The sequence below is a fragment of the Marinomonas sp. ATLA20 genome (assembly GCF_057180105.1).
Genome location: NZ_JBXUKU010000004.1, coordinates 1 through 19,329 on the forward strand (window position 1 = coordinate 1; position 19,329 = coordinate 19,329).

General features: G+C 44.0%; 18 protein-coding genes. 5 read left to right on the forward strand and 13 right to left on the reverse strand.

Going from position 1 to position 19,329, the window contains the following annotated elements:
- Positions 1-243 precede the first annotated feature (243 nt).
- Positions 244-864, forward strand: a complete 621-nt coding sequence (locus AC2A4J_RS08060) for a LysE family translocator (RefSeq protein WP_255825802.1) — start codon at positions 244-246, stop codon at positions 862-864.
- A gap of 32 nt (positions 865-896) precedes the next feature.
- Here AC2A4J_RS08060 and AC2A4J_RS08065 read toward each other — a convergent pair whose 3' ends face one another.
- The 3 genes from AC2A4J_RS08065 to AC2A4J_RS08075 all read right to left on the reverse strand — a co-directional run bounded on the left by AC2A4J_RS08065 (position 897) and on the right by AC2A4J_RS08075 (position 3,707).
- On the reverse strand, positions 897-2,894 hold the full coding sequence (locus AC2A4J_RS08065) for a DNA topoisomerase III (RefSeq protein ID WP_484175605.1): 1,998 nt from the start codon (positions 2,892-2,894) through the stop codon (positions 897-899).
- 68 nt (positions 2,895-2,962) lie between these two features.
- On the reverse strand, positions 2,963-3,445 hold the full coding sequence (locus AC2A4J_RS08070; RefSeq protein ID WP_484175606.1) for a universal stress protein: 483 nt from the start codon (positions 3,443-3,445) through the stop codon (positions 2,963-2,965).
- 40 nt (positions 3,446-3,485) lie between these two features.
- Positions 3,486-3,707 carry a hypothetical protein gene (locus tag AC2A4J_RS08075; RefSeq protein ID WP_484175607.1) on the reverse strand — a complete coding sequence of 74 codons (222 nt, stop codon included), beginning with the start codon at positions 3,705-3,707 and terminating at the stop codon, positions 3,486-3,488.
- 189 nt (positions 3,708-3,896) lie between these two features.
- On the opposite strand from AC2A4J_RS08075, the gene bamJ reads away from it, so the two are divergent.
- The gene (gene bamJ, locus AC2A4J_RS08080) at positions 3,897-4,517 is read left to right on the forward strand and encodes a BamJ family beta-barrel-assembly machinery protein (protein WP_255825797.1); all 621 of its coding nucleotides are present in this window, start codon (positions 3,897-3,899) and stop codon (positions 4,515-4,517) included.
- Positions 4,518-4,634: 117 nt separating this feature from the next.
- On the opposite strand, the gene AC2A4J_RS08085 is transcribed toward bamJ, so the two are convergent.
- A complete protein-coding gene (locus AC2A4J_RS08085; RefSeq protein WP_484175608.1) occupies positions 4,635-6,053 on the reverse strand; it encodes a coniferyl aldehyde dehydrogenase in 1,419 nt (472 codons plus the stop codon).
- A 159-nt stretch (positions 6,054-6,212) separates the two neighbouring features.
- Here AC2A4J_RS08085 and AC2A4J_RS08090 point away from each other — a divergent pair, with 159 nt between their 5' ends.
- Entirely contained in the window at positions 6,213-7,109 is an 897-nt protein-coding gene (locus AC2A4J_RS08090) for a LysR family transcriptional regulator (RefSeq protein WP_484175609.1), read from the forward strand.
- 22 nt (positions 7,110-7,131) lie between these two features.
- Here AC2A4J_RS08090 and AC2A4J_RS08095 read toward each other — a convergent pair whose 3' ends face one another.
- The 9 genes from AC2A4J_RS08095 to AC2A4J_RS08135 all read right to left on the reverse strand — a co-directional run bounded on the left by AC2A4J_RS08095 (position 7,132) and on the right by AC2A4J_RS08135 (position 16,283).
- On the reverse strand, positions 7,132-7,548 hold the full coding sequence (locus AC2A4J_RS08095; RefSeq protein ID WP_205113867.1) for a GNAT family N-acetyltransferase: 417 nt from the start codon (positions 7,546-7,548) through the stop codon (positions 7,132-7,134).
- Between the two features lie 24 nt (positions 7,549-7,572).
- Positions 7,573-8,781, reverse strand: a complete 1,209-nt coding sequence (locus tag AC2A4J_RS08100; RefSeq protein WP_484175610.1) for a JmjC domain-containing protein — start codon at positions 8,779-8,781, stop codon at positions 7,573-7,575.
- Between the two features lie 122 nt (positions 8,782-8,903).
- The gene (purB, locus tag AC2A4J_RS08105) at positions 8,904-10,277 is read right to left on the reverse strand and encodes an adenylosuccinate lyase (RefSeq protein ID WP_255825792.1); all 1,374 of its coding nucleotides are present in this window, start codon (positions 10,275-10,277) and stop codon (positions 8,904-8,906) included.
- 196 nt (positions 10,278-10,473) lie between these two features.
- Complete coding sequence (locus AC2A4J_RS08110) at positions 10,474-12,696, reverse strand: NADP-dependent isocitrate dehydrogenase (RefSeq protein ID WP_484175611.1); 2,223 nt, start codon at positions 12,694-12,696, stop codon at positions 10,474-10,476.
- 277 nt (positions 12,697-12,973) lie between these two features.
- Positions 12,974-13,603 (reverse strand): high frequency lysogenization protein HflD, encoded by a 630-nt coding sequence (gene hflD / locus AC2A4J_RS08115; RefSeq protein ID WP_484175612.1) that lies wholly within the window; start codon positions 13,601-13,603, stop codon positions 12,974-12,976.
- A 17-nt stretch (positions 13,604-13,620) separates the two neighbouring features.
- Complete coding sequence (gene mnmA, locus AC2A4J_RS08120; protein ID WP_484175613.1) at positions 13,621-14,742, reverse strand: tRNA 2-thiouridine(34) synthase MnmA; 1,122 nt, start codon at positions 14,740-14,742, stop codon at positions 13,621-13,623.
- A gap of 77 nt (positions 14,743-14,819) precedes the next feature.
- Positions 14,820-15,260, reverse strand: coding sequence for an NUDIX domain-containing protein (locus AC2A4J_RS08125; RefSeq protein ID WP_484175614.1), 441 nt, complete (start codon positions 15,258-15,260; stop codon positions 14,820-14,822).
- On the reverse strand, positions 15,160-15,888 hold the full coding sequence (locus AC2A4J_RS08130; protein WP_484175615.1) for a pseudouridine synthase: 729 nt from the start codon (positions 15,886-15,888) through the stop codon (positions 15,160-15,162). The genes AC2A4J_RS08125 and AC2A4J_RS08130 overlap by 101 nt, the downstream gene beginning before the upstream one ends.
- Before the next feature lie 128 nt (positions 15,889-16,016).
- The gene (locus tag AC2A4J_RS08135) at positions 16,017-16,283 is read right to left on the reverse strand and encodes a cold shock domain-containing protein (RefSeq protein ID WP_255825785.1); all 267 of its coding nucleotides are present in this window, start codon (positions 16,281-16,283) and stop codon (positions 16,017-16,019) included.
- A 305-nt stretch (positions 16,284-16,588) separates the two neighbouring features.
- Between AC2A4J_RS08135 and clpS the strand changes: the two genes are divergently transcribed.
- Both clpS and clpA read left to right on the forward strand, forming a co-directional pair.
- A complete protein-coding gene (gene clpS / locus AC2A4J_RS08140; protein ID WP_012070938.1) occupies positions 16,589-16,939 on the forward strand; it encodes an ATP-dependent Clp protease adapter ClpS in 351 nt (116 codons plus the stop codon).
- A gap of 20 nt (positions 16,940-16,959) precedes the next feature.
- The gene (gene clpA / locus AC2A4J_RS08145) at positions 16,960-19,215 is read left to right on the forward strand and encodes an ATP-dependent Clp protease ATP-binding subunit ClpA (RefSeq protein ID WP_255825783.1); all 2,256 of its coding nucleotides are present in this window, start codon (positions 16,960-16,962) and stop codon (positions 19,213-19,215) included.
- The last annotated feature ends 114 nt before the right edge of the window (positions 19,216-19,329 follow it).

Here is a 19,329-nt window from a genome sequence, read left to right on the forward strand (position 1 = left end):
TCAGAACTGGCGCCAAGCGATGAGTCGATTTATTATTGAGTTCGAGGAACGTCTCGAAAAGCACCTTAACTAAATGGCAGTTACACGGAATCTGTTACAGGGTCCGTTTTTAATCCGCGCAATACCAGCATTCCTTTATCAAGCGAATTTTTCTACGATATGTATAGTTAAATGCTTGCTACTTATCTTTACTCATGAGAATTTTGTTTCTTAAGTCTCAGCTATTTTAGATAAGGATCTTTTGTGAATTTAGCACTGCTTTCTGCATTTATACCGACCTTCTTTTTTGTGTCTGTTACACCTGGCATGTGTATGACACTGGCTATGACATTGGGCATGACGATTGGTGTTAAACGCGCTCTATGGATGATGCTAGGCGAGCTAGTTGGTGTTGCCATGGTGGCTATTTTATCGGCTATTGGCGTCGCTGCCTTGTTGCTGAATTACCCTAGTGTATTTGTCGTATTAAAATATCTTGGTGGTGCTTATCTTGCTTATGTTGGCCTGCAAATGTGGCTGTCTAAAGGCAAAATGGCGATTAAAGCGGATTCGACAGACAGTAAACCAGCATCTCGGTTTGATTTGATTTCCCAAGGTTTTGTAACTGCTATTGCTAACCCGAAAGGTTGGGCTTTTTTTGTCGCCTTATTGCCTCCATTTTTGGATGCGAGCCATTCTTTAGCAAGCCAGCTGGTCGTACTGATTGCAATCATCCTGACTTTAGAATTTACGTGCTTGCTGATTTATGCAACAGGTGGAAGAACATTGAAGTCTCTCCTTATGCAAAGTGGAAATGTACGTATCATGAACCGCATTGCTGGCACATTGATGATTGGTGTTGGTGTGTGGCTTGCTATTGGTTGATTGGTAAGCGAGTTTAAAACCTATTGATTATATTAAGAAGACGCTTTTGAGCGTCTTTTTATTTTTGTGCTGCTCGTTTTTGCTCCTGTTGTTTTTCTTGTTCCCGATGCTCTTTTACTTGCTGTGCTTTTGCGTTTAGCAAAAGGGTTTTTAGTTGGTGGAGGCAAGTTTTGCAAGGCGGACGTTGGCATGTCACGTGAAGCGCTAAGCAACTGGTTTAAGTTGCCTTCTAAGTTTGTCATGAACTCTTGATAACTCGCTTCCCCAAGACTGATGCTGTTAAGAGCAGACTCCCATTTCGCCGTCATATCAGGAGTGACCAATTGTGTTGGTAAACAATCAATAAAGGCGCGGCCTGTTTGGCTGGCGTGAATTTGTTTACCTTGTCGCATCAAAAATCCGCGTTTGAAAAGTAACTCTATGATACTGGCGCGAGTGGCTTCGGTGCCAAGCCCATCGGTTTCTTTTAGGATGGCTCTAATGTCTTTGTCTGTGACAAACCGGCTGATGCCTGTCATAGCGGCAAGTAAGGTTGCATCCGTGAAAGCAGCTGGCGGCGTAGTGACCTTTTCTTGAACTTGGCCTTGTGTACACCATAGCTCTTCGTTTTTATTTACTTTTGGGAGCTCATTTTGGCTTTCATCATCTGGATCTTTTGCTTTGCTCTTATTCGGTAAAAGACTTTTCCAACCTAGAGAAATAGGTGTGTTGCCTTTTGCCTCAAATAGCCCACCTTCAATTTCCAGTTTAATATAAGACGCTAGATAGTCGTACTCAGGATAAAACTGCATGAGATATTGTCGAGCAATTAAGTTAAAAACCAGAGCTTCTGTTTTAGAAAGAGATGCGGCTTTGTGAGCTTGAGCCGTTGGAATAATGGCATGGTGAGCAGTGACTTGTTTATCGTTCCAAGCTTTACTTTTTCGTGATGTGTCAGCGTTCTGAGCACCTTGCTGAGCTTCCCCACCTGATCGTGCGAGAGCCGCTATAATAGCAGGCGCATCTTTATGTTGTTGAGTCGGCAAATAACGGCAATCGGATCTTGGGTAGGTGATCATTTGATGGCGTTCATAAAGCGTTTGGCAAGTATCTAATACTTGTTGCGCCGACAGAGAGAAAGCTTTTGCTGCATCGATTTGTAAGGCTGACAAGCTATAGGGCAGAGGTGGCGTTTGCTTTTTTTGTTTGTAGTTTGCCTCAATGACAATCGCCGGTTTATTGCTAATACGGTTGGCAACGTTTTGTGCCAGAGGTAAGCTGAGCACACGATTTTCGTCATCCATGTAGGGTTGGCAAGCTTCGCTGGGTAACCACTTGGCTTGAAATACAGCGCCTTGTGGTGTCTGAATACTTGCCCAAACTTGATAAAAATCTTTGGGAACAAAGGCTTCTCTCTCTTTATCCCTCGCTGCGACTAACCCCAATACTGGGGTTTGTACTCGTCCAATTGATAAAACGCCCTGATAGCCGGCTTGGCGGCCTCTGATAGTATAAGCCCGAGTTAGGTTCAGTCCAAACAACCAGTCCGCGCGAGCACGCCCTAATGCTGAACGAGAAAGAGCTGCGAACTCATTGTTGGAGCGTAAATTGTTTAATGCTTTTTTGACGGCGGACGGAGTTAAGTCATTTACTAGCAGTCGCTGAGTGCTCTTTAGCTTTTGAGCTGGTGTTTTTGTATAGTGCAAAACCTCATCGACTAAAAGCTGCCCTTCTCGGTCCGGGTCGCCGGCGTGAACCAGTGTTGTTGCTTTTTTGATCAGTCTTTTTAAAATACCCAGCTGTTTTTTGGTGTTGGCTTTTTCTTGCCATTGCCAGTCAGTTGGAATAATAGGTAAGTGGTCTAAATTCCAAGACTTGAAGACCGGATTATATTGGTGGGGTTCCGCTTGCTCTAGTAAGTGACCGATACACCAACTGATGCAGTCACCGTTAGGCAGCCAGATACAACCTTCTTCTTTTTTTTGAGGCGAGGGAAGGGCAGCGGCAATGGCTCGGGCAAGACTGGGTTTTTCGGCGATATAAAGAATCATAAATACACTTACTGTTTATATATACAGTAAGTGTATCGAACGCAGAGAAGTGTGACTAGAGTTGTCTGCTATTTAATTGGCACAACTAACACAGGAATTGAGCTGGTATGAATGACTTTATTTGCGGTTGAACCAATGATCATTTGGCTTAGACGTCCGTGTGTTCGGCTATTCATTACTATTAAATCCGCCTTTTTTTCTTCTGCTAAGCGTTGGATTGATTCAGATGGGACACCGTTAACAATAACGGTTTCTGGTGGTGTTTCTAGATTTGAAAGCTCTGCTGAATATTTTTCCATAAACTCAGATAGTAATCTTTTCATACGACCATCAATTTCTGTGAGCGCTTCTTTGCGCATTTCGCTTCTAACGTCTTCAGTAATGTAATTGTTGATCATGTTAGACGCTTGAGCATTTAGTGGCTCTATGGCGTGCATGATGATGACTTTTGCCTTATGTGTACTCGCTAAGCTTAAGACAAGTTCCATGGCTGCTTGGGTTTTTGCATCTAGATCACAGGCATAAACAATAGTGTTGATTTTAGGTAGCATGACAAGATCCTCTTTTGATTTGCCTTATAGCTTAATCCTTTTAGCTTTTGCTGCTCTGATCTGCGTCAACTATTACTGTGCTTGTTTTATGATCATTAGCCGATAGGTTTTGGCTTTTTTTACTGTCACTGTGATTAGCGAATAAAAAACAGCTTATTGATGAAAGAAAAATAAAGCTAATAAACAATATCCCCCAGTAATCTGTTGGTTGTTTATCGTTTGTGTAACGCTTAGGAGATGGGATAAATATTTTGGTTTTCATAGCGCACTCCAGAATGAATAACGACGCCTTTAATGATAATGAATATCATTTAATAAATCTATGGCGCTGATAAATATATTTTTACCAAAGTAATTTTAGGAATTGTGGCGTTTGAGGAGAAGCCCATAAGATTTGCCTATGTTATGATACGCGTTCAATTTTTTAGTTAATAAATAAGAGAGTGTAATCATGTCTGAACTGTCGTTCGACTCTAACGAAGCAAAAATCGCATACGGCATTGGTCGTCAAATTGGTGATCAGCTGCGTGGTAGTGATCTTGGTGAATTGTCTCTAACGCATCTTTTTGCTGCGATTGAAGACGCTGTGAATGGTGCAGAAATGCGCGTTCCTGGTGAAGAGCTAGAAGCTGCTTTTGCTGAACTACAGCAAAAAATGGAAGAGAAAAGCCGTGCAGCGTCTGAAGAGACAGTTAAAGCGGGCGAAGCTTTCCTTGCTGAAAACAAAGCTAAAGATGGCGTTCAAACGACAGAAAGTGGTTTGCAGTTCGAAATTCTTGAAGAAGGTACGGGTGCAACTCCAAACCGTGAAGCGACTGTTCGTGTACATTACGAAGGCCGTTTGATTGATGGACAAGTATTCGATAGCTCTATTGCTCGTGGCGAGCCAATTGAATTTCCTCTAACTGGCGTTATTGCTGGTTGGACTGAAGGTCTTCAGTTGATGAAAGAAGGCGCGAAATACCGTCTTACTATTCCAGCTGAATTGGCATACGGTGCTCAAGGCGCTGGCGCAATGATTCAACCTTTCTCTGTACTACAGTTTGATGTTGAGCTAATCGCTATTGTTTAATGACATAGCTTAAGGCAAAGCGTTAACTTTAACGTATTCAAAAAATGCGTAAAAAGCGAGTCGGTCCAATCTGGATGACTCGCTTTTTTTGTTGCCAAGAGCTGCAAGTTGATGGGCTTAGCTATTTAGTATTTCTTCAAGCGCAGCCTGTTTATCTTTGTACGGTGCTCGCAGGCGTTTACCTGAAGCTCCGTCTTCGCTTTGCAATACAACGGCTTTTTCGTGAGTGAAGCGTTTAAAGCCATGGATGCCGTGATAAGCCCCCATGCCTGATGGACCTATACCACCAAAAGGGAGGGTTTCGACAGAAACATGTGTCATGGCGTCATTGATGACTAAGCCGCCAGAGATAGTGTTACGGGCAAAGGCTTGTTGACGCTCAGTGTCATCACCAAAGTAATAAGCTGCCAATGGGCGTGGGTTATTGTTGATGTAAGCCACTGCTTCCTCTGTCTTAGCGTAAGTTTTCACTGGAAGCAGAGGGCCAAAGATTTCTTCTTGCATGATGTCCATATCGTCGGTGACATTAAAGATGAGAAATGGCGCTATCTTACGACTTCTATCGTCATAATCTACCTCGCCTTCAGCCGCTAGACTGATGACATTGGCACCTTTTTTCTTAGCATCATCAAGTAACCCAATAAGACGTTTGTAGTGATTTTCACTGATAATTGAAGTGTAATCAGGGTTGTCTTGCATGGTTGGAAAGCTATGTTTAACAAAGGCTTTTGCAGCTTCGACAAAGGAGTCCACTTTGTTTTCTGGAATCATCATATAGTCAGGTGAAATACAGATCTGCCCAACATTAAAGGTTTTCACCGTTAATATACGTTCTACGGCTTGGGGGATATCGGCGTCTTCATCCACCATGGCTGGAGACTTACCGCCAAGTTCTAGAGTGACGGGGACTAAGTTATCAGCGGCAGCGCGCATGATGTGTTTGCCAACCGCGGTGCTCCCTGTAAAGACTAAATGATTGAAAGGCAGAGCGCTAAATGCTTTGCCGACCTCGGCATCACCCAATACAACGGTTAGCTCTTGTGGTGTGAAATAACGGGCAACCAGTTCAGCTAATAACGCAGAAGTTTTGGGAGTTAGTTCAGATGGCTTCAACATAGCGCTATTGCCAGCAGCAAATACGCTAGCCAGTGGGCCAAAAGAAAGGTTGATAGGGAAATTCCATGGACTAATAATGCCGACAACCCCCAAAGGCTGATGCTGAATCCAGGCTTTCATTCCTGGCTCAGGGGCTTCCACAGGCTGATCCTGCATCCAAATAGATAAATTTTCTATGGCGTCTTTTAGTAATTTGATCGTAGTAGCAATGTCTGCAGTGGCAGACTGGTAAGCACTGCGATGACCAAAGTCCTTGCTCATGGCGTCACTTAGGTCGCGGTAGTTTTCTTTAATTAATTTAATCGCACGCTGTAATCGATCTTTGCGTAGTTCTGCACTGGCTGGACCTTCTGCCATATTGTGCTCTTTCATCTTACTTAATGTGTTTAATAAATCTAAATGTTCGCTTGCAGGTGTCATAATAATGTCCTCCTTTAAATATATGTAATCAAGGTAGCTTGGGTTGTTTTCAAGCTGTTAATACTCTCTTACTCATTATGTCCATATAGTAATCTCCAGTAGTGATGACACGCCAACAATGCTATTTTGGTAGGGGTATAAATATATTTATGAGGGGTTATGTCTCTTTCACGATTGCGTACTTTTGTTGAGGTCTATCGTCAGCGCTCTATCAGTGGGGCCGCTCGTTCACTTAACTTAACCCAGCCTGCTGTTTCTCAGCACATTGCTGGTCTTGAAGTCGCCGTTGGTCGGCCTTTGTTTGAGCGTCAACCTGCGGGTGTCATGCCTACATCAGCGGCGGATGAACTAGCGGCCGATGTAGGAGATAAGCTGGATGCGGCCGAAGCGGCGTTATCTTCCGCACGATTCCGTTCGGTGGGGGTAGCTGGTGCTTTGCAAATTATTGGCCATGCTGACTTTATGGCCGAAGTTCTAACGGCAGAGTTACTGCCTCTGATTGAGGCTGGGATTCGAGTAAGAATGCATACTGGCGATGGGCCAATGATTACCAGTATGTTACTAGAAGGGCACTGCGATCTTGGTATTTCGGCACACCCAGTGACAGACAGTCGATTGCAAAGCGAAACGCTGTTGAGGTGTGAAGTGGTTGCTGTGGCGTCGCCTTCGGTCGTCAAGGCGTTGGTCGCAGCGGATGATTTTAGCCATGCAATTAGTCACGCGCCTCTTTTAGCGTACAACCTAGAGTTATCTTTGATCGATAAGTGGCTATTAAAAAACCGTATTAAAACAGAGCAAATTATTCCCACGGTCGTCAGTCAAGATCTGCGAGCTTTGCGTAATTTGCTAACTAAAGGCGTTGGTTGGTCTGTGATGCCTGAGTTTTTATGTCGTGAGCAGATTGCAAAAGGCGAATTGATGGAAGTCCCAGCGCCTGTCGGAACCTATACAATGCAGTATTATTTGATTTGGGCATCAAGCGCCTTACGACAAGCAAGGGTTGCCCATGCGAAAGAGGTATTATTGCAAAGATTAACGTCAGCCTCTGATGCCTAAACAGCGTTATCAAAGGCTTTGGTTAAATGTCTCGTTCCATACGGATGTGCATTTTTCCGGCTTCTAAAAAAACCTTGCCATCAGTATGAAAGTTTTGCTTTTCATAGAAGGTTTGTACGTCAACTTGAGCGTGTAAAAACACTTTGCGAATGCCCATTTCTCTGGCGACTTTCACTGCACGAATTAACAGCATTTCACCGTAGCCCTGATGTCGATAAGCGGGTAGAACTGCCAAACGGCCAATTTGGCCATTGTCTGTTAAACGGCAGGTTCCCGTCGGAACGGCTGTTGTACCAAAGGAAACAAAGTGAACGGCGTCTTCGTCTAGCTCGTCCCATTCGTCTTGTGGGTCAATACCTTGCTCAATGATAAAGACTTGTTTTCGCACAAAGGTCAGTTGATCTTTGCTGCTGTTCCAGTCTGACGTTAATACCTTCATGTGAGTCCCTTAATATACGGTCTTTTATTCTTCTTCTGCTGCTGCAACTAATTCAATTAAACCTTGTTGACGAATTAGAAAGCGTACAAGAGGCTCTAGATCCGTATGTTGTGTCAAATCCAAGCCTGAGAAATCGAATTCAATTTGGTGGCAAACGGCTTCAATAAAACCTGTTAGCTCTGCATCAACAAGCAGATTTTCGCCATTGCAAAACACACGAATCTTGCCGTTATCTTCAGCATTCTGTTGGGCATAATAACAAATACGTGCATCACCAGGGCGGATGAAGGTTTGACCTTGTGTTGCACTGCTAAACGCGTCGTTTACTTCTTCTTGATTTAATGGTGCCAGATATTCTGGGTATTTGCTTTCACTCATTGTTTCTCCTAACCACTCAGCGAGTAGGTCAGGTTGATTGATAAGGCGAGCTAATTCGGTTTGTAAGTACTGGATGTCGTCTTTGCTGATGTGAGCGCTGTGCTGACGGTTGGCTGTTTCAGGCGCGGCAAAGCGATCTTTCACATTGTCCGTTTCACAGAGTTTATCGCGAATCCCAGTTAAGACATCTTGCATGCTTGGCGCACGGAAACCGATGGAGTAGGTCATGCACTCGTCGTCTAGTGAACGGCCGTTGTGAGCAAAGTTAGGTGGCAAATAGAGAATATCACCCGATTCTAGCTCCCAATCCATGTCGGGATTAACAGGAAAGTTGTCTAGAATATGCAGCTGAATATTTGGAATTGCTGAATCTTCATACTCATTTGGAGCGAGAACCTGCCAGCGACGTTTGCCAGATACTTGTACCAAGAACACATCGTATTGATCGTAATGTGGACCAACGCTGCCGCCTTCTGTCGCGTAGCTGACCATCACATCGTCTAAGCGCCAGCTTGGTAAGAATTCAAATTGCTCTTTTAGGTTTTGAATTTCTGGTACCCAGTGGTCAACGGCTTGAACTAATAGGGTCCATTCTTTCTCTGGTAAGGTTGCAAAAGTATCTTCGTTAAATGGCCCTTGGCGTGTTTCCCAAGGGCTTAAGCCGTTCTCGATCACAATACGAGATTCAATTTCTTCCTCCATTGCCATGCCAGCAAGCTCATCGGCTTCTAGAGGTAAAGTGAAGTCGACAAGACCACCGCGAATCAACAAAGGCTTTTTCTGCCAATATTCATCAATAAAGGTTTGGGCTGTGATGCCACCAAGAATAGTCAACGGTGTATTTAGGTCTGTCATAAATCGCTCATCAAAAAAGAACAAATAAAGTAGTGATATGTATTACTACAGGTTGGCTGCTTTAAAGGCAAAAAGAGCCGATAAATCGGCTCTTTTTAGTGCTGTTATTTAAAGCATCAATCTCAGTTACGAATCGCTTTTGCTTGTGCCACCGCATTACCGATGTAAGTGCTTGGTGTTAGCGCTTTCAATTCGGCTTTGGCTTGCTCAGGCATGTCTAGCGTATCGACAAAAGCTTCTATTGTCGCTTGGTCGATAGTGCGTCCGCGTGTTAGCTCTTTTAGTTTCTCGTATGGAGATTCGATGCCGTAACGACGCATAACGGTTTGGATTGGCTCAGCCAAAACTTCCCATGCATTGTTAAGGTCAGCTTCAAGGCGAGGCGCGTTGATTTCCAATTTGCTAATGCCTTTTAGGGTTGCTTGATAAGCAATTAAGCTGTGAGCCAAACCAACGCCAAGGTTACGAAGAACCGTAGAATCGGTTAGGTCGCGCTGCCAGCGAGAAATTGGCAACTTAGCGCTCAAGTGACCCATGATCGCGTTCGCAATACCCAAGTTGCCTTCAGAGTTTTCGAAGTCAATTGGGTTAACTTTGTGTGGCATAGTAGAAGAGCCAATTTCGCCAGCAATGGTTTTTTGCTTGAAAAATCCCATTGAAATGTAGCCCCACACATCGCGGTCGAAATCGATCAAGATGGTGTTGAAACGGCAAATTGCATCGTACAACTCGGCGATGTAATCATGTGGTTCGATTTGAGTCGTATAAGGGTTCCAAGTCAAACCTAAAGAAGTCACGAAGGCTTCAGCGTGTGCTTGCCAATCAACGTCTGGGTAAGCCGAAAGGTGAGCGTTGTAGTTACCCACAGCGCCGTTGATTTTGCCTAAAAATTCAACGTTTTCGATTTGCTTAAGTTGACGGCTAAGACGTGCTGCTACGTTGGCCATTTCTTTACCAACTGTGGTTGGGGAAGCGGTTTGGCCGTGCGTGCGAGACAGCATAGATTGCTCTGCGTGCTCAATCGCTAGATCTTGAACGGCTTTGATAACGTTTTTAAGCTCTGGAGCAATGCCTTCTTCCAATGCTTCACGCAACATCAATGCATGAGATAAGTTGTTGATGTCTTCAGATGTACAAGCAAAGTGAACAAATTCAGAGATAGCCGCAAGTTCTGCATTGTCTGCCATTTTGTTCTTAATAAAATATTCTACCGCTTTGACATCGTGGTTCGTGGTTTTCTCAATGTCTTTAATGGCTTGTGCATCAGCTTCACTGAAGTTTTCAGCCAATTGATCTAATAAAGCGCTCGCTTCATTGCTCAATGCTGGAACTTCGATAATTTGTGGGTGTTTGGCAAGAGCCTGTAGCCAGCGAACTTCGACTATGACTCGCATACGCAGCAAACCATACTCGCTCACGGAGCGACGTAGTACGTTTGTTTTCGATCCGTAACGACCGTCGATAGGGGAAATTGCATTTAAGCTAGTTAATTCCATTGAGATAACGCCTCGAACATGGTTTTCAGGGAGCGGCTATTATAGGCAAAAGGGGGGCGCACTTCTATGGCGTGAAAGGTATTAGCTTTGTTTTGTTGATGATTTTTCCAACAAAATGAAGAAGCCCCAAGTAAGCGAGTTACTTGGGGCTTTGATTTCACTTTAAAGACAAAATGTTTGTCTTAGGTCTGTCTTCTTATAGAGAAGATAGGGCACCGTTGAACGTTGCGCTAGGACGCATGATCTTAGCCACTTCATTTAGATCCATGTGGTAGTAACCAGATAAGCCAGAAGGCTTGCCTTGTACTGCCGCAAGTTCAGCAACGATCTTGTCTTCGTTATCGGCAAGTTGCTTAGCAAGAGGAGCGAATTTCGCTGCCAAGGTTGCATCTTCCGTTTGTGCCGCAAGTTCTTGAGACCAGTACAACGCTAGGTAGAAATGGCTACCACGGTTATCAATGTCGCCCACTTTGCGAGAAGGAGACTTGTTGGTGTCTAGCAATTTGCCAGTCGCTTTATCTAAGCACTTAGCAAGAACTTTTGCTTTTTCATTGTTGTGCTTAATACCAAGCTCTTCGAAAGATACCGCTACGGCTAGGAATTCACCTAGAGAGTCCCAGCGAAGGTAGTTTTCGTTCACAAGCTGTTGAACGTGCTTAGGAGCAGAACCGCCAGCGCCTGTTTCGTACATACCACCGCCATTTAGCATGGGTACGATAGACAGCATTTTCGCAGACGTGCCCAATTCTAAGATTGGGAACAGGTCAGTTAGGTAGTCACGTAGGATGTTACCTGTTACGGAAATAGTGTCTTTACCGCGAATAATGCGTTCCATAGAGAAACGGATTGCTTCGTTGTAAGACATGATGCGAATGTCTAGTCCGCTTGTATCGTGGTCTTTTAGGTAAGTTTCTACTTTTTTACGTAGCTCGTTATCGTGTGCACGAACGTCTTCTAACCAGAAAACAGCAGGTGTGTCAGATTGACGGGCACGAGTAACACCTAGTTTTACCCAGTCGCGAATAGCAGCGTCTTTGGTTTGGCAAGCACGCCAGATATCGCCTTTCTCAACATTGTGCTGCATTAGGACATTGCCGTTTGCATCCACAACGCGCATCACGCCGTCAGCTTTCATTTCATAGGTTTTATCATGAGAGCCGTATTCTTCTGCTTTTTGAGCCATTAGGCCAACGTTTGGCACTGTACCCATTGTAACTGGATCGAATGCGCCGTTAGTTTTACAGAAGTTGATGGTTTCTTGGTAAATACGTGCGTAAGTGCTGTCTGGAATGACGGCTTTCGCATCGTGTGCTTTACCATCGCGGCCCCACATTTTACCAGAGTTACGGATCATTGCAGGCATAGAAGCATCAACGATTACGTCGCTTGGTACGTGAAGGTTAGTGATGCCTTTGTCTGAGTCTACCATCGCTAGTTCAGGACGTGTTTTGTAAACGTCTTGAATGGCTTGTTTGATTTCTTCTTGCTTCGCTTCTGGAAGGCTTTGAATTTTATCGTAAACGCTACCCAAACCGTTGTTTGGGTTAACGCCGATTTCTTTGAAAAGCTCACCGTATTTTTCGAAAACGTCTTTGTAGAAAACTGTGACCGCGTGACCAAATACGATTGGGTGAGACACTTTCATCATGGTGGCTTTTAAGTGTACAGACCACATGATGTTGTCTTCTTTCGCTTCTTGTAGTGATGCTTCAAAGAAAGCGCGAAGCTTTTGAGTGCTGATGTTCATGCTGTCGATGATTTCACCAGCAAGCAGAGGAAGGGATTTTTTCACTTCGACAGAGCCGTCTTTCGCAACGAATTCAATCTTAACTGTTTGAGCGGAATCCATAGTAGTGGACTGCTCAGAAGAGTAAAAATCACCATCACGCATGTAGTCAACGTGTGAAACAGATGTTTTGCTCCATTTGCCCATTGAATGAGGGTTTTTACGAGCGAAGCCTTTAACGGCCGCTGGCGCGCGACGGTCAGAGTTGCCTTGACGAAGAACAGGGTTTACTGCACTACCAAGCACTTTAGAGTAGCGCGCTTGAACGTCTTTTTCTTCGTCTGTTTGTGGGTTTTCTGGGTATTCAGGAAGGCCGTAACCTTCTGCGTTCAACTCTTTGATTGTTGCGTAAAGCTGTGGCAAAGAAGCACTGATGTTAGGCAGTTTCACAATGTTCGCTTCAGGGTTTGCTGTTAGATCACCTAGGAACTGTAGGCCGTCTTCTGCTTGTTTGTCTGCAGGAAGTAAGTCTGAAAAAGCAGCGATAACACGACTTGCTAAAGAGATATCCGTTAGTTTTAGTTCTATGTCTGCTTCTTTCGCGAAAGCGCCAAAGATAGGAAGCAGAGACGCGGTTGCCAGAGCTGGCGCCTCATCAGTAAATGTATAGTAAATGGTTTGTTTCGTTGACATGTAATTCCCCTAACATTTCAGGCATTAGCCTATTGAATCGAAGATGACTTTTAGCCGCCATTCCCTAATTTAAACTGCTCTTACAGGTTAACCCGCACAGGTTAAAAATTTGTACGATATACTACCTAAAAAACCAACATAGAGATATTGGCTCTCAGATATAGTGGAAATTGATTTCAATTATTCACTAAGGCTTTTATTGAACCAATTTAAGTGCCAATTGCTTATTAAAGGTGATTTATGAGACATAAAAAAAGACCCATCGGGCCTTTTTAAATTAAGTTCGTGACTCTAGAGCATTCAATAATGCTTTTCTTTTAAAAATCAAATGCCAGCGTTTGCCGCCAAGTTGTCGCCATAGCATTGCGGCTCGAATGCCCGACATCAAAATAGCCCGAACTTGGTTAGCGACTTGCGGTTGCTGTAAGAAGCGACTGTCGCCATGTACTTGAATGCGAAAAGATAATTTACTTAAGGTATCTTGGTACATTCCTGAAATCGACGCCAACATGTTTTCGTGTAGAACGCTCTCATAATGGGCTTTTTTCTGTTCGATTTGAGCAATTTTTTGCCCGATAGTCGACAGCATTTCGGGCGTTTTAGCGAGCTTGTTTTCAAGGTGAATCAAACTAAGCGCGTACCTCAAGGTGTCGGGGTTCACACTGCTGCGTTCCTTGCCTAATGCTTGACGAGAGATTTTTCTTCCTAAAGCAAGATTGGTTGAGCAATCCCATTGGCCGCCATAAATATCTTCGGTAGAGGCTGCATTAACCATTAATAAACTGTCTAATAATGGTTGTAGGCTGGCATTATCAACTTGGCCTGTTTTCGCTAGAATTGATACTAATTCTGCCGCTTGAAAGATGGCGGTTAGGGCGATAGTTTGCTCTTTTTCTCTGCTGCTCACGTTTTCTCTCTTAATAACTACTTGTTAAAAGCGACGTTAATTATGCCGCCACCAAGACACACTTCGTCTACATAAAACACCACGGATTGGCCAGGCGTGATTGCTCGCTGCGGTTCCACAAAGGATACTTCAACGCGGCCATCGGCTAATTCAATGATGGTGCATTCTTGGTCTGGCTGACGATAACGGCATTTTGCTTTGCATGTTAGTGGGAAGCTTGGTTTTTCTCTCGCAACCCAGTCGAAGTTGTCGGCGATTAAATGTGTTTTAAACAAGGACTCATGTTGGCCGCCTTGCGTAACGATCAGAACATTACGTTCTAGGTCTTTCTCAACCACATACCATGGATCGTCTGAATATTTGGCTAAACCACCAATACCTAAACCTTGGCGTTGACCAATAGTGTGGTACATCAAGCCGTGGTGGCGGGCAATTTTATCGCCTTCTAGGGTTTCAATATTACCGGGTTGAGCGGGTAAGTATTGCTCTAAGAAATCTTTGAAACGGCGTTCGCCGATAAAACAGATGCCAGTGCTGTCTTTTTTGTTGTGAGTAACCAAGCCGAATTCTTCTGCCAAGCGACGTACTTCTGGCTTTTCAAGTTCACCAACAGGGAAGAGGGTTTTCGCAATTTCGTCTTTGCCAACCGCATACAAAAAGTAGCTCTGGTCTTTGTTGCCGTCTAGGCCTTTTAGGAGTAATGGTTCGCCATCTTTTTCACCACGACGAACATAATGTCCAGTGGCTATATAATCCGCGTTTAATGCCATCGCGTATTCTAAAAACGCTTTGAATTTGATTTCTTTATTACACAGAATATCTGGGTTTGGCGTACGTCCAGCTTTGTACTCAGCAAGAAAGTGCTCGAAGACGTTGTCCCAGTATTCTGAGGCAAAGTTAGCCGTATGCAGCTTAATGCCTAGTTTGTCAGATACGGCTTGCGCATCGGCTAGGTCGTCTTTGGCGGTACAATATTCTGTGCCATCGTCTTCGTCCCAGTTCTTCATGAACAGACCTTCAACCTGATAACCCTGTTGCATCAAGATAAGCGCAGATACAGAGGAGTCGACACCGCCGGACATGCCGACAATGACTTTTTTTGAGCTGTTTGCGTTGTTCGCAATAGGGCTTTCTTTCATGAGCTGTGATTTCTCGACTATTATTTTCGCAAAGCGAAGAGGCGTTGCCTCAAATGAATGTAATGTTGGTTATTGTATCACTTTCTGATTATTGGCATAGGCCGAAGAAATTGATCCGATACAAAAGATAAGGAGATAATGGGGTTATTAAATGAATCTTCAATGCAGGCTTTAATTAATGGGCTGCGATGAGGCAGTACCATGATTTCTTCATACGTTAGCCAATGGCTAGAAACAATGTCCTTATCGAGCGGTTCATGAGTTTCGCTCACAGCTTCGCATAAGAAACACAGACGGTGATAAGTGTCTGCCCCTTCGTAAGGTGTAAATGTATACATGCCAAGCAGGCCAATAGGCTCTACTAGCCAGCCTGATTCTTCTCTTGTTTCGCGAATAACGGCTTGAATGACGCTTTCGTTATTTTCGACGTGGCCGGCTGGTTGGTTTAGTACTAGGTTTCCGTCTTGCCATTCCTTCACCATGAGAAACTTTGTTGCCTTGGGGTCTTCGTTGCCCATTCTCACTAGGGCGGCGACGGTTAGGTGAGGCAGTCTTTCTCTTTCTTTGTTCTTCAAACTGAGTAACCTCTTTTAGTAAATTGTCAGTTGGCTCTATGTGGTTCCATTGGCCAACCCCTGTATTTTCTAAAGTATAAGGACCAATGGCATAGCGAATTAACCTGAGTGTTGGAAAACCAACGGCCGCCGTCATTCGACGAACTTGTCGATTTTTACCTTCGCGAATTTGTAGCGATAGCCAGCTTGTAGGGATAGCTTCTCGATAGCGAACGGGTGGTGTTCTTTCCCAAACATTGGGTTCTGTCATGCGTTCTGCTTCGGCTGGTTTGGTGAGGCCGTCTTTTAGCTCAACGCCTTGCCTTAGTGTTTCCAGGGCCTCGTCAGAAATATCTCCTTCAACTTGAACCCAATAGGTTTTGGGGAGCTTAAAGTCTGGAGAGGCGATAACATGTTGCAACGCGCCTTGATTGGTCAGTAGTAAAAGACCTTCGGAATCAAAGTCTAGCCTGCCTGCTGGATAAAATTCGGGAGCGTCAATGTATTGAGCAAGAGTGGTCTTATCGCCTTCTACGGAGAATTGACTGAGTACTCGAAAAGGTTTGTTAAATAAAATTAAGTTAGAGGACATGGATTCGATTATAGAGTTGAGAAGAGGGTACGAGTATAAAAAAACAGCACAAAAGAGCGTTAGTCTTACTCCTCATTATGAGGAGTAAGATAACAAATTCGCTTCAATATAGCGATGGTAACGCGGTTCTAAGCTGGCTGAGTATTTTTATCGTCGGAGTGAGTACCCTCTTGTTTAGTGTTTTCTGTTGCTGCTGTCGGATTGATTTCAATCGCGTGAAGGCCTCGCTCTCCTGGCTCGACATCAAAGGTCACTGCCTGGCCTGCTTTTAGCGTTTTGTAGCCCTCAACATTAATAGCTGAATAATGAATAAATAAATCTTCATTAAAATCTTCCGACACAATAAAGCCATAGCCTTTTGCATTGTTAAACCACTTCACTGATCCGTGATGCATGAGTCACTCCTTATCCACTCAGTCGATATTTGCTTATGTCACTCAAAATGAGTAATGATGACGTTAAGCGCGTTAAAAAACAGAACTCGGATAGCGCAGATTGCTAAATAGGTGCAAATTGTTTTTGAGCAATCAATGCTAAAATTTTAACAATAAACATTGATTGCACATTTGGTCACCCCAATAAAGAGCGTAGAAGCCCTTTTGGGATTTGTAAAATCCAAATGGTAGTCTGTAACGTATATAAGTGGTAATGAGTCAGATTTGGCCAGTTACGTAAAAAATTGTAGCCTCAGAGGCATGGGATGATTACAGATCAACAAATTAGACTAGTATCAGAAGATGACGAGCAACATGGGCACTCCAGTATTGCGATTGCTCCTGAAGAAACAGAGTTAAAACCACCTTCCATGTATCAGGTGGTGTTATTTAATGATGACTATACGCCAATGGATTTTGTCGTATTTGTGTTACAGAGGTTTTTTTCTATGGATGGGGAGAAGGCTAATCAGGTAATGTTAGAAGTGCATCAAAAAGGGAAAGGTGTTTGCGGTATTTACCCTTTTGATATTGCTGAAACCAAAGTAGCAATGGTACAACAGTTCGTGGAACAAAATGAGCACCCCTTAATGTGCGACCTACAAAAGGTTGACTGATTCAGAGTGAGGGAATAGCAATGTTAGATAAAGAACTAGAACAAACCCTGAATACGGCTTTTAAAGCGGCGCGTGACAAGCGCCATGAATTCATGACGGTTGAGCATTTATTATTAGCTCTTATTGAAAATGGCGCTGCTTCAAGCGTCCTCAAAGCATGTGGTGTGAATTTAGATACCTTAAGTAAGGAGCTTGAGGAATTTGTTGATAGTACAACACCTCTAATTCCTGAAGATGATGAAGAACGTGAAGTTCAGCCAACATTAGGTTTTCAGCGCGTATTACAGCGTGCGGTTTTCCATGTTCAATCCTCTGGTAAACGAGAAGTGACTGGTGCGAATGTGCTGGTGGCTATTTTTAGTGAGCAAGAGAGTCAAACGGTTTATCTTCTCAAGCGACATGGCGTAGCGCGAATTGATGTCGTCAATTATGTGGCGCACGGTATTTCTAAAACTGGCGAAGCTTCTTCTCAAGATATGGATCATGATGACGAGGCAGAAGATACGAATACTGCGCCGTTGCAAAAATTTGCTACTAATTTAAATGAAGAAGCTAAAGCTGGAAAAATAGACAAACTGATTGGGCGTGAATACGAAGTTGAGCGAGTAATACAAACGCTTTCTCGTCGTCGTAAAAACAATCCTCTGTTGGTTGGTGAGTCTGGCGTTGGTAAAACGGCTATTGCTGAAGGCTTAGCAAGACGTATTGTTGATGGACAGGTGCCTGATGTCATTGCGGACGGTGTTGTTTATTCCTTAGATTTAGGTGCTTTATTGGCAGGAACCAAATACCGCGGCGATTTTGAAAAACGCCTTAAACAATTGTTAGGCGAACTTAAAAAGTTACCGAATGCTATTTTGTTTATTGATGAAATTCATACCATCATTGGCGCGGGTGCGGCTTCTGGTGGTGTCATGGATGCTTCCAACTTGCTTAAACCTGTATTGAGTTCGGGTGGTTTGCGCTGCATTGGTTCAACAACATTCCAAGAGTTTCGCGGTGTGTTTGAAAAGGATCATGCGTTGGCGCGTCGCTTCCAAAAAATTGATGTGAACGAGCCAAGTGTTGATGATACTTATCAAATATTGAAAGGCATCATTGGCGCATTTGAAGAGCATCATAAGGTTAAGTATGAAGAGCCAGCTTTGTTAGCAGCAGCCGAGCTTGCTCAGCGCTATGTGACAGATCGTCATATGCCTGATAAAGCGATTGATGTTGTGGATGAAGCTGGTGCTTATCAGCGACTACAGCCAGAAGAGAAGCGTAAAGCGGTTATCACGGTTGCTGACATTGAAGATATCGTCTCTAAGATCGCCAGAGTGCCTGTGAGAGCGGTTAACTCTGATGATAGACAAGTGCTGTCTAACCTTGAGCGTAACCTGAAAATGGTGGTCTTCGGGCAAGACAATGCCATTGATTCTTTATCCGCTGCGATTAAGTTATCTCGTGCAGGCTTGAAGGCTGAACAAAAGCCTATTGGTTCTTTCTTGATGGCCGGCCCAACAGGGGTTGGTAAAACAGAGGTTACCAAACAGCTAGCTAAACAATTAGGGCTTGAGCTCATTCGTTTCGATATGTCGGAATACATGGAGCGTCATGCCGTGTCTCGATTGATTGGAGCACCACCAGGCTATGTTGGTTTTGATCAAGGTGGCTTGCTAACGGAAGCGGTGACGAAGAACCCACACAGTGTCGTGCTATTGGATGAGATTGAAAAGGCTCACCCAGAGGTCTTTAACTTGCTTCTGCAAGTAATGGATCACGGTACTTTGACGGATAACAACGGACGCAAGGCGGATTTCCGTAATGTGATCTTGGTGATGACTTCGAATGCGGGCGCTGAAGAGTTGGCTCGTCGTTCGATTGGTTTCTCTAGTCAAGATAACTCAACTGACGGTATGGAAGTGATTAATCGAACTTTCACACCAGAATTCAGAAACCGCTTAGATGCTGTTATTCAGTTCCAGCAATTGGATGAGCGTATTATCTTTAACGTGGTTGATAAGTTCTTGGTCGAGTTGCAGGCTCAACTTGATCCGAAAGGTGTCTTGTTAGAGGTTTCTGACACTGCCAGAGGTTGGTTAGCCAACAAAGGCTACGATCGCCAGATGGGTGCGCGTCCGATGGCTCGGGTGATTCAGGAGCATTTGAAGAAGCCTTTAGCTGATCATATTCTTTTTGGCGATCTTCATGATGGTGGTCACGTCAAAGTGGCGTTGGACGAAAAGAGTGATGAGTTGAAGTTTGAAGTGATCAAAGAAGCAGTTGTTCATTGATTATTACAATTAAGAAATGACCCCCCCCTTTTGAAGAAAGGGTAGGGGGTTACCTTAAGAAGACATAAAAAAACCGGACTCTGTCCGGTTTTTTTATGTCTTCTATCTAAGCTG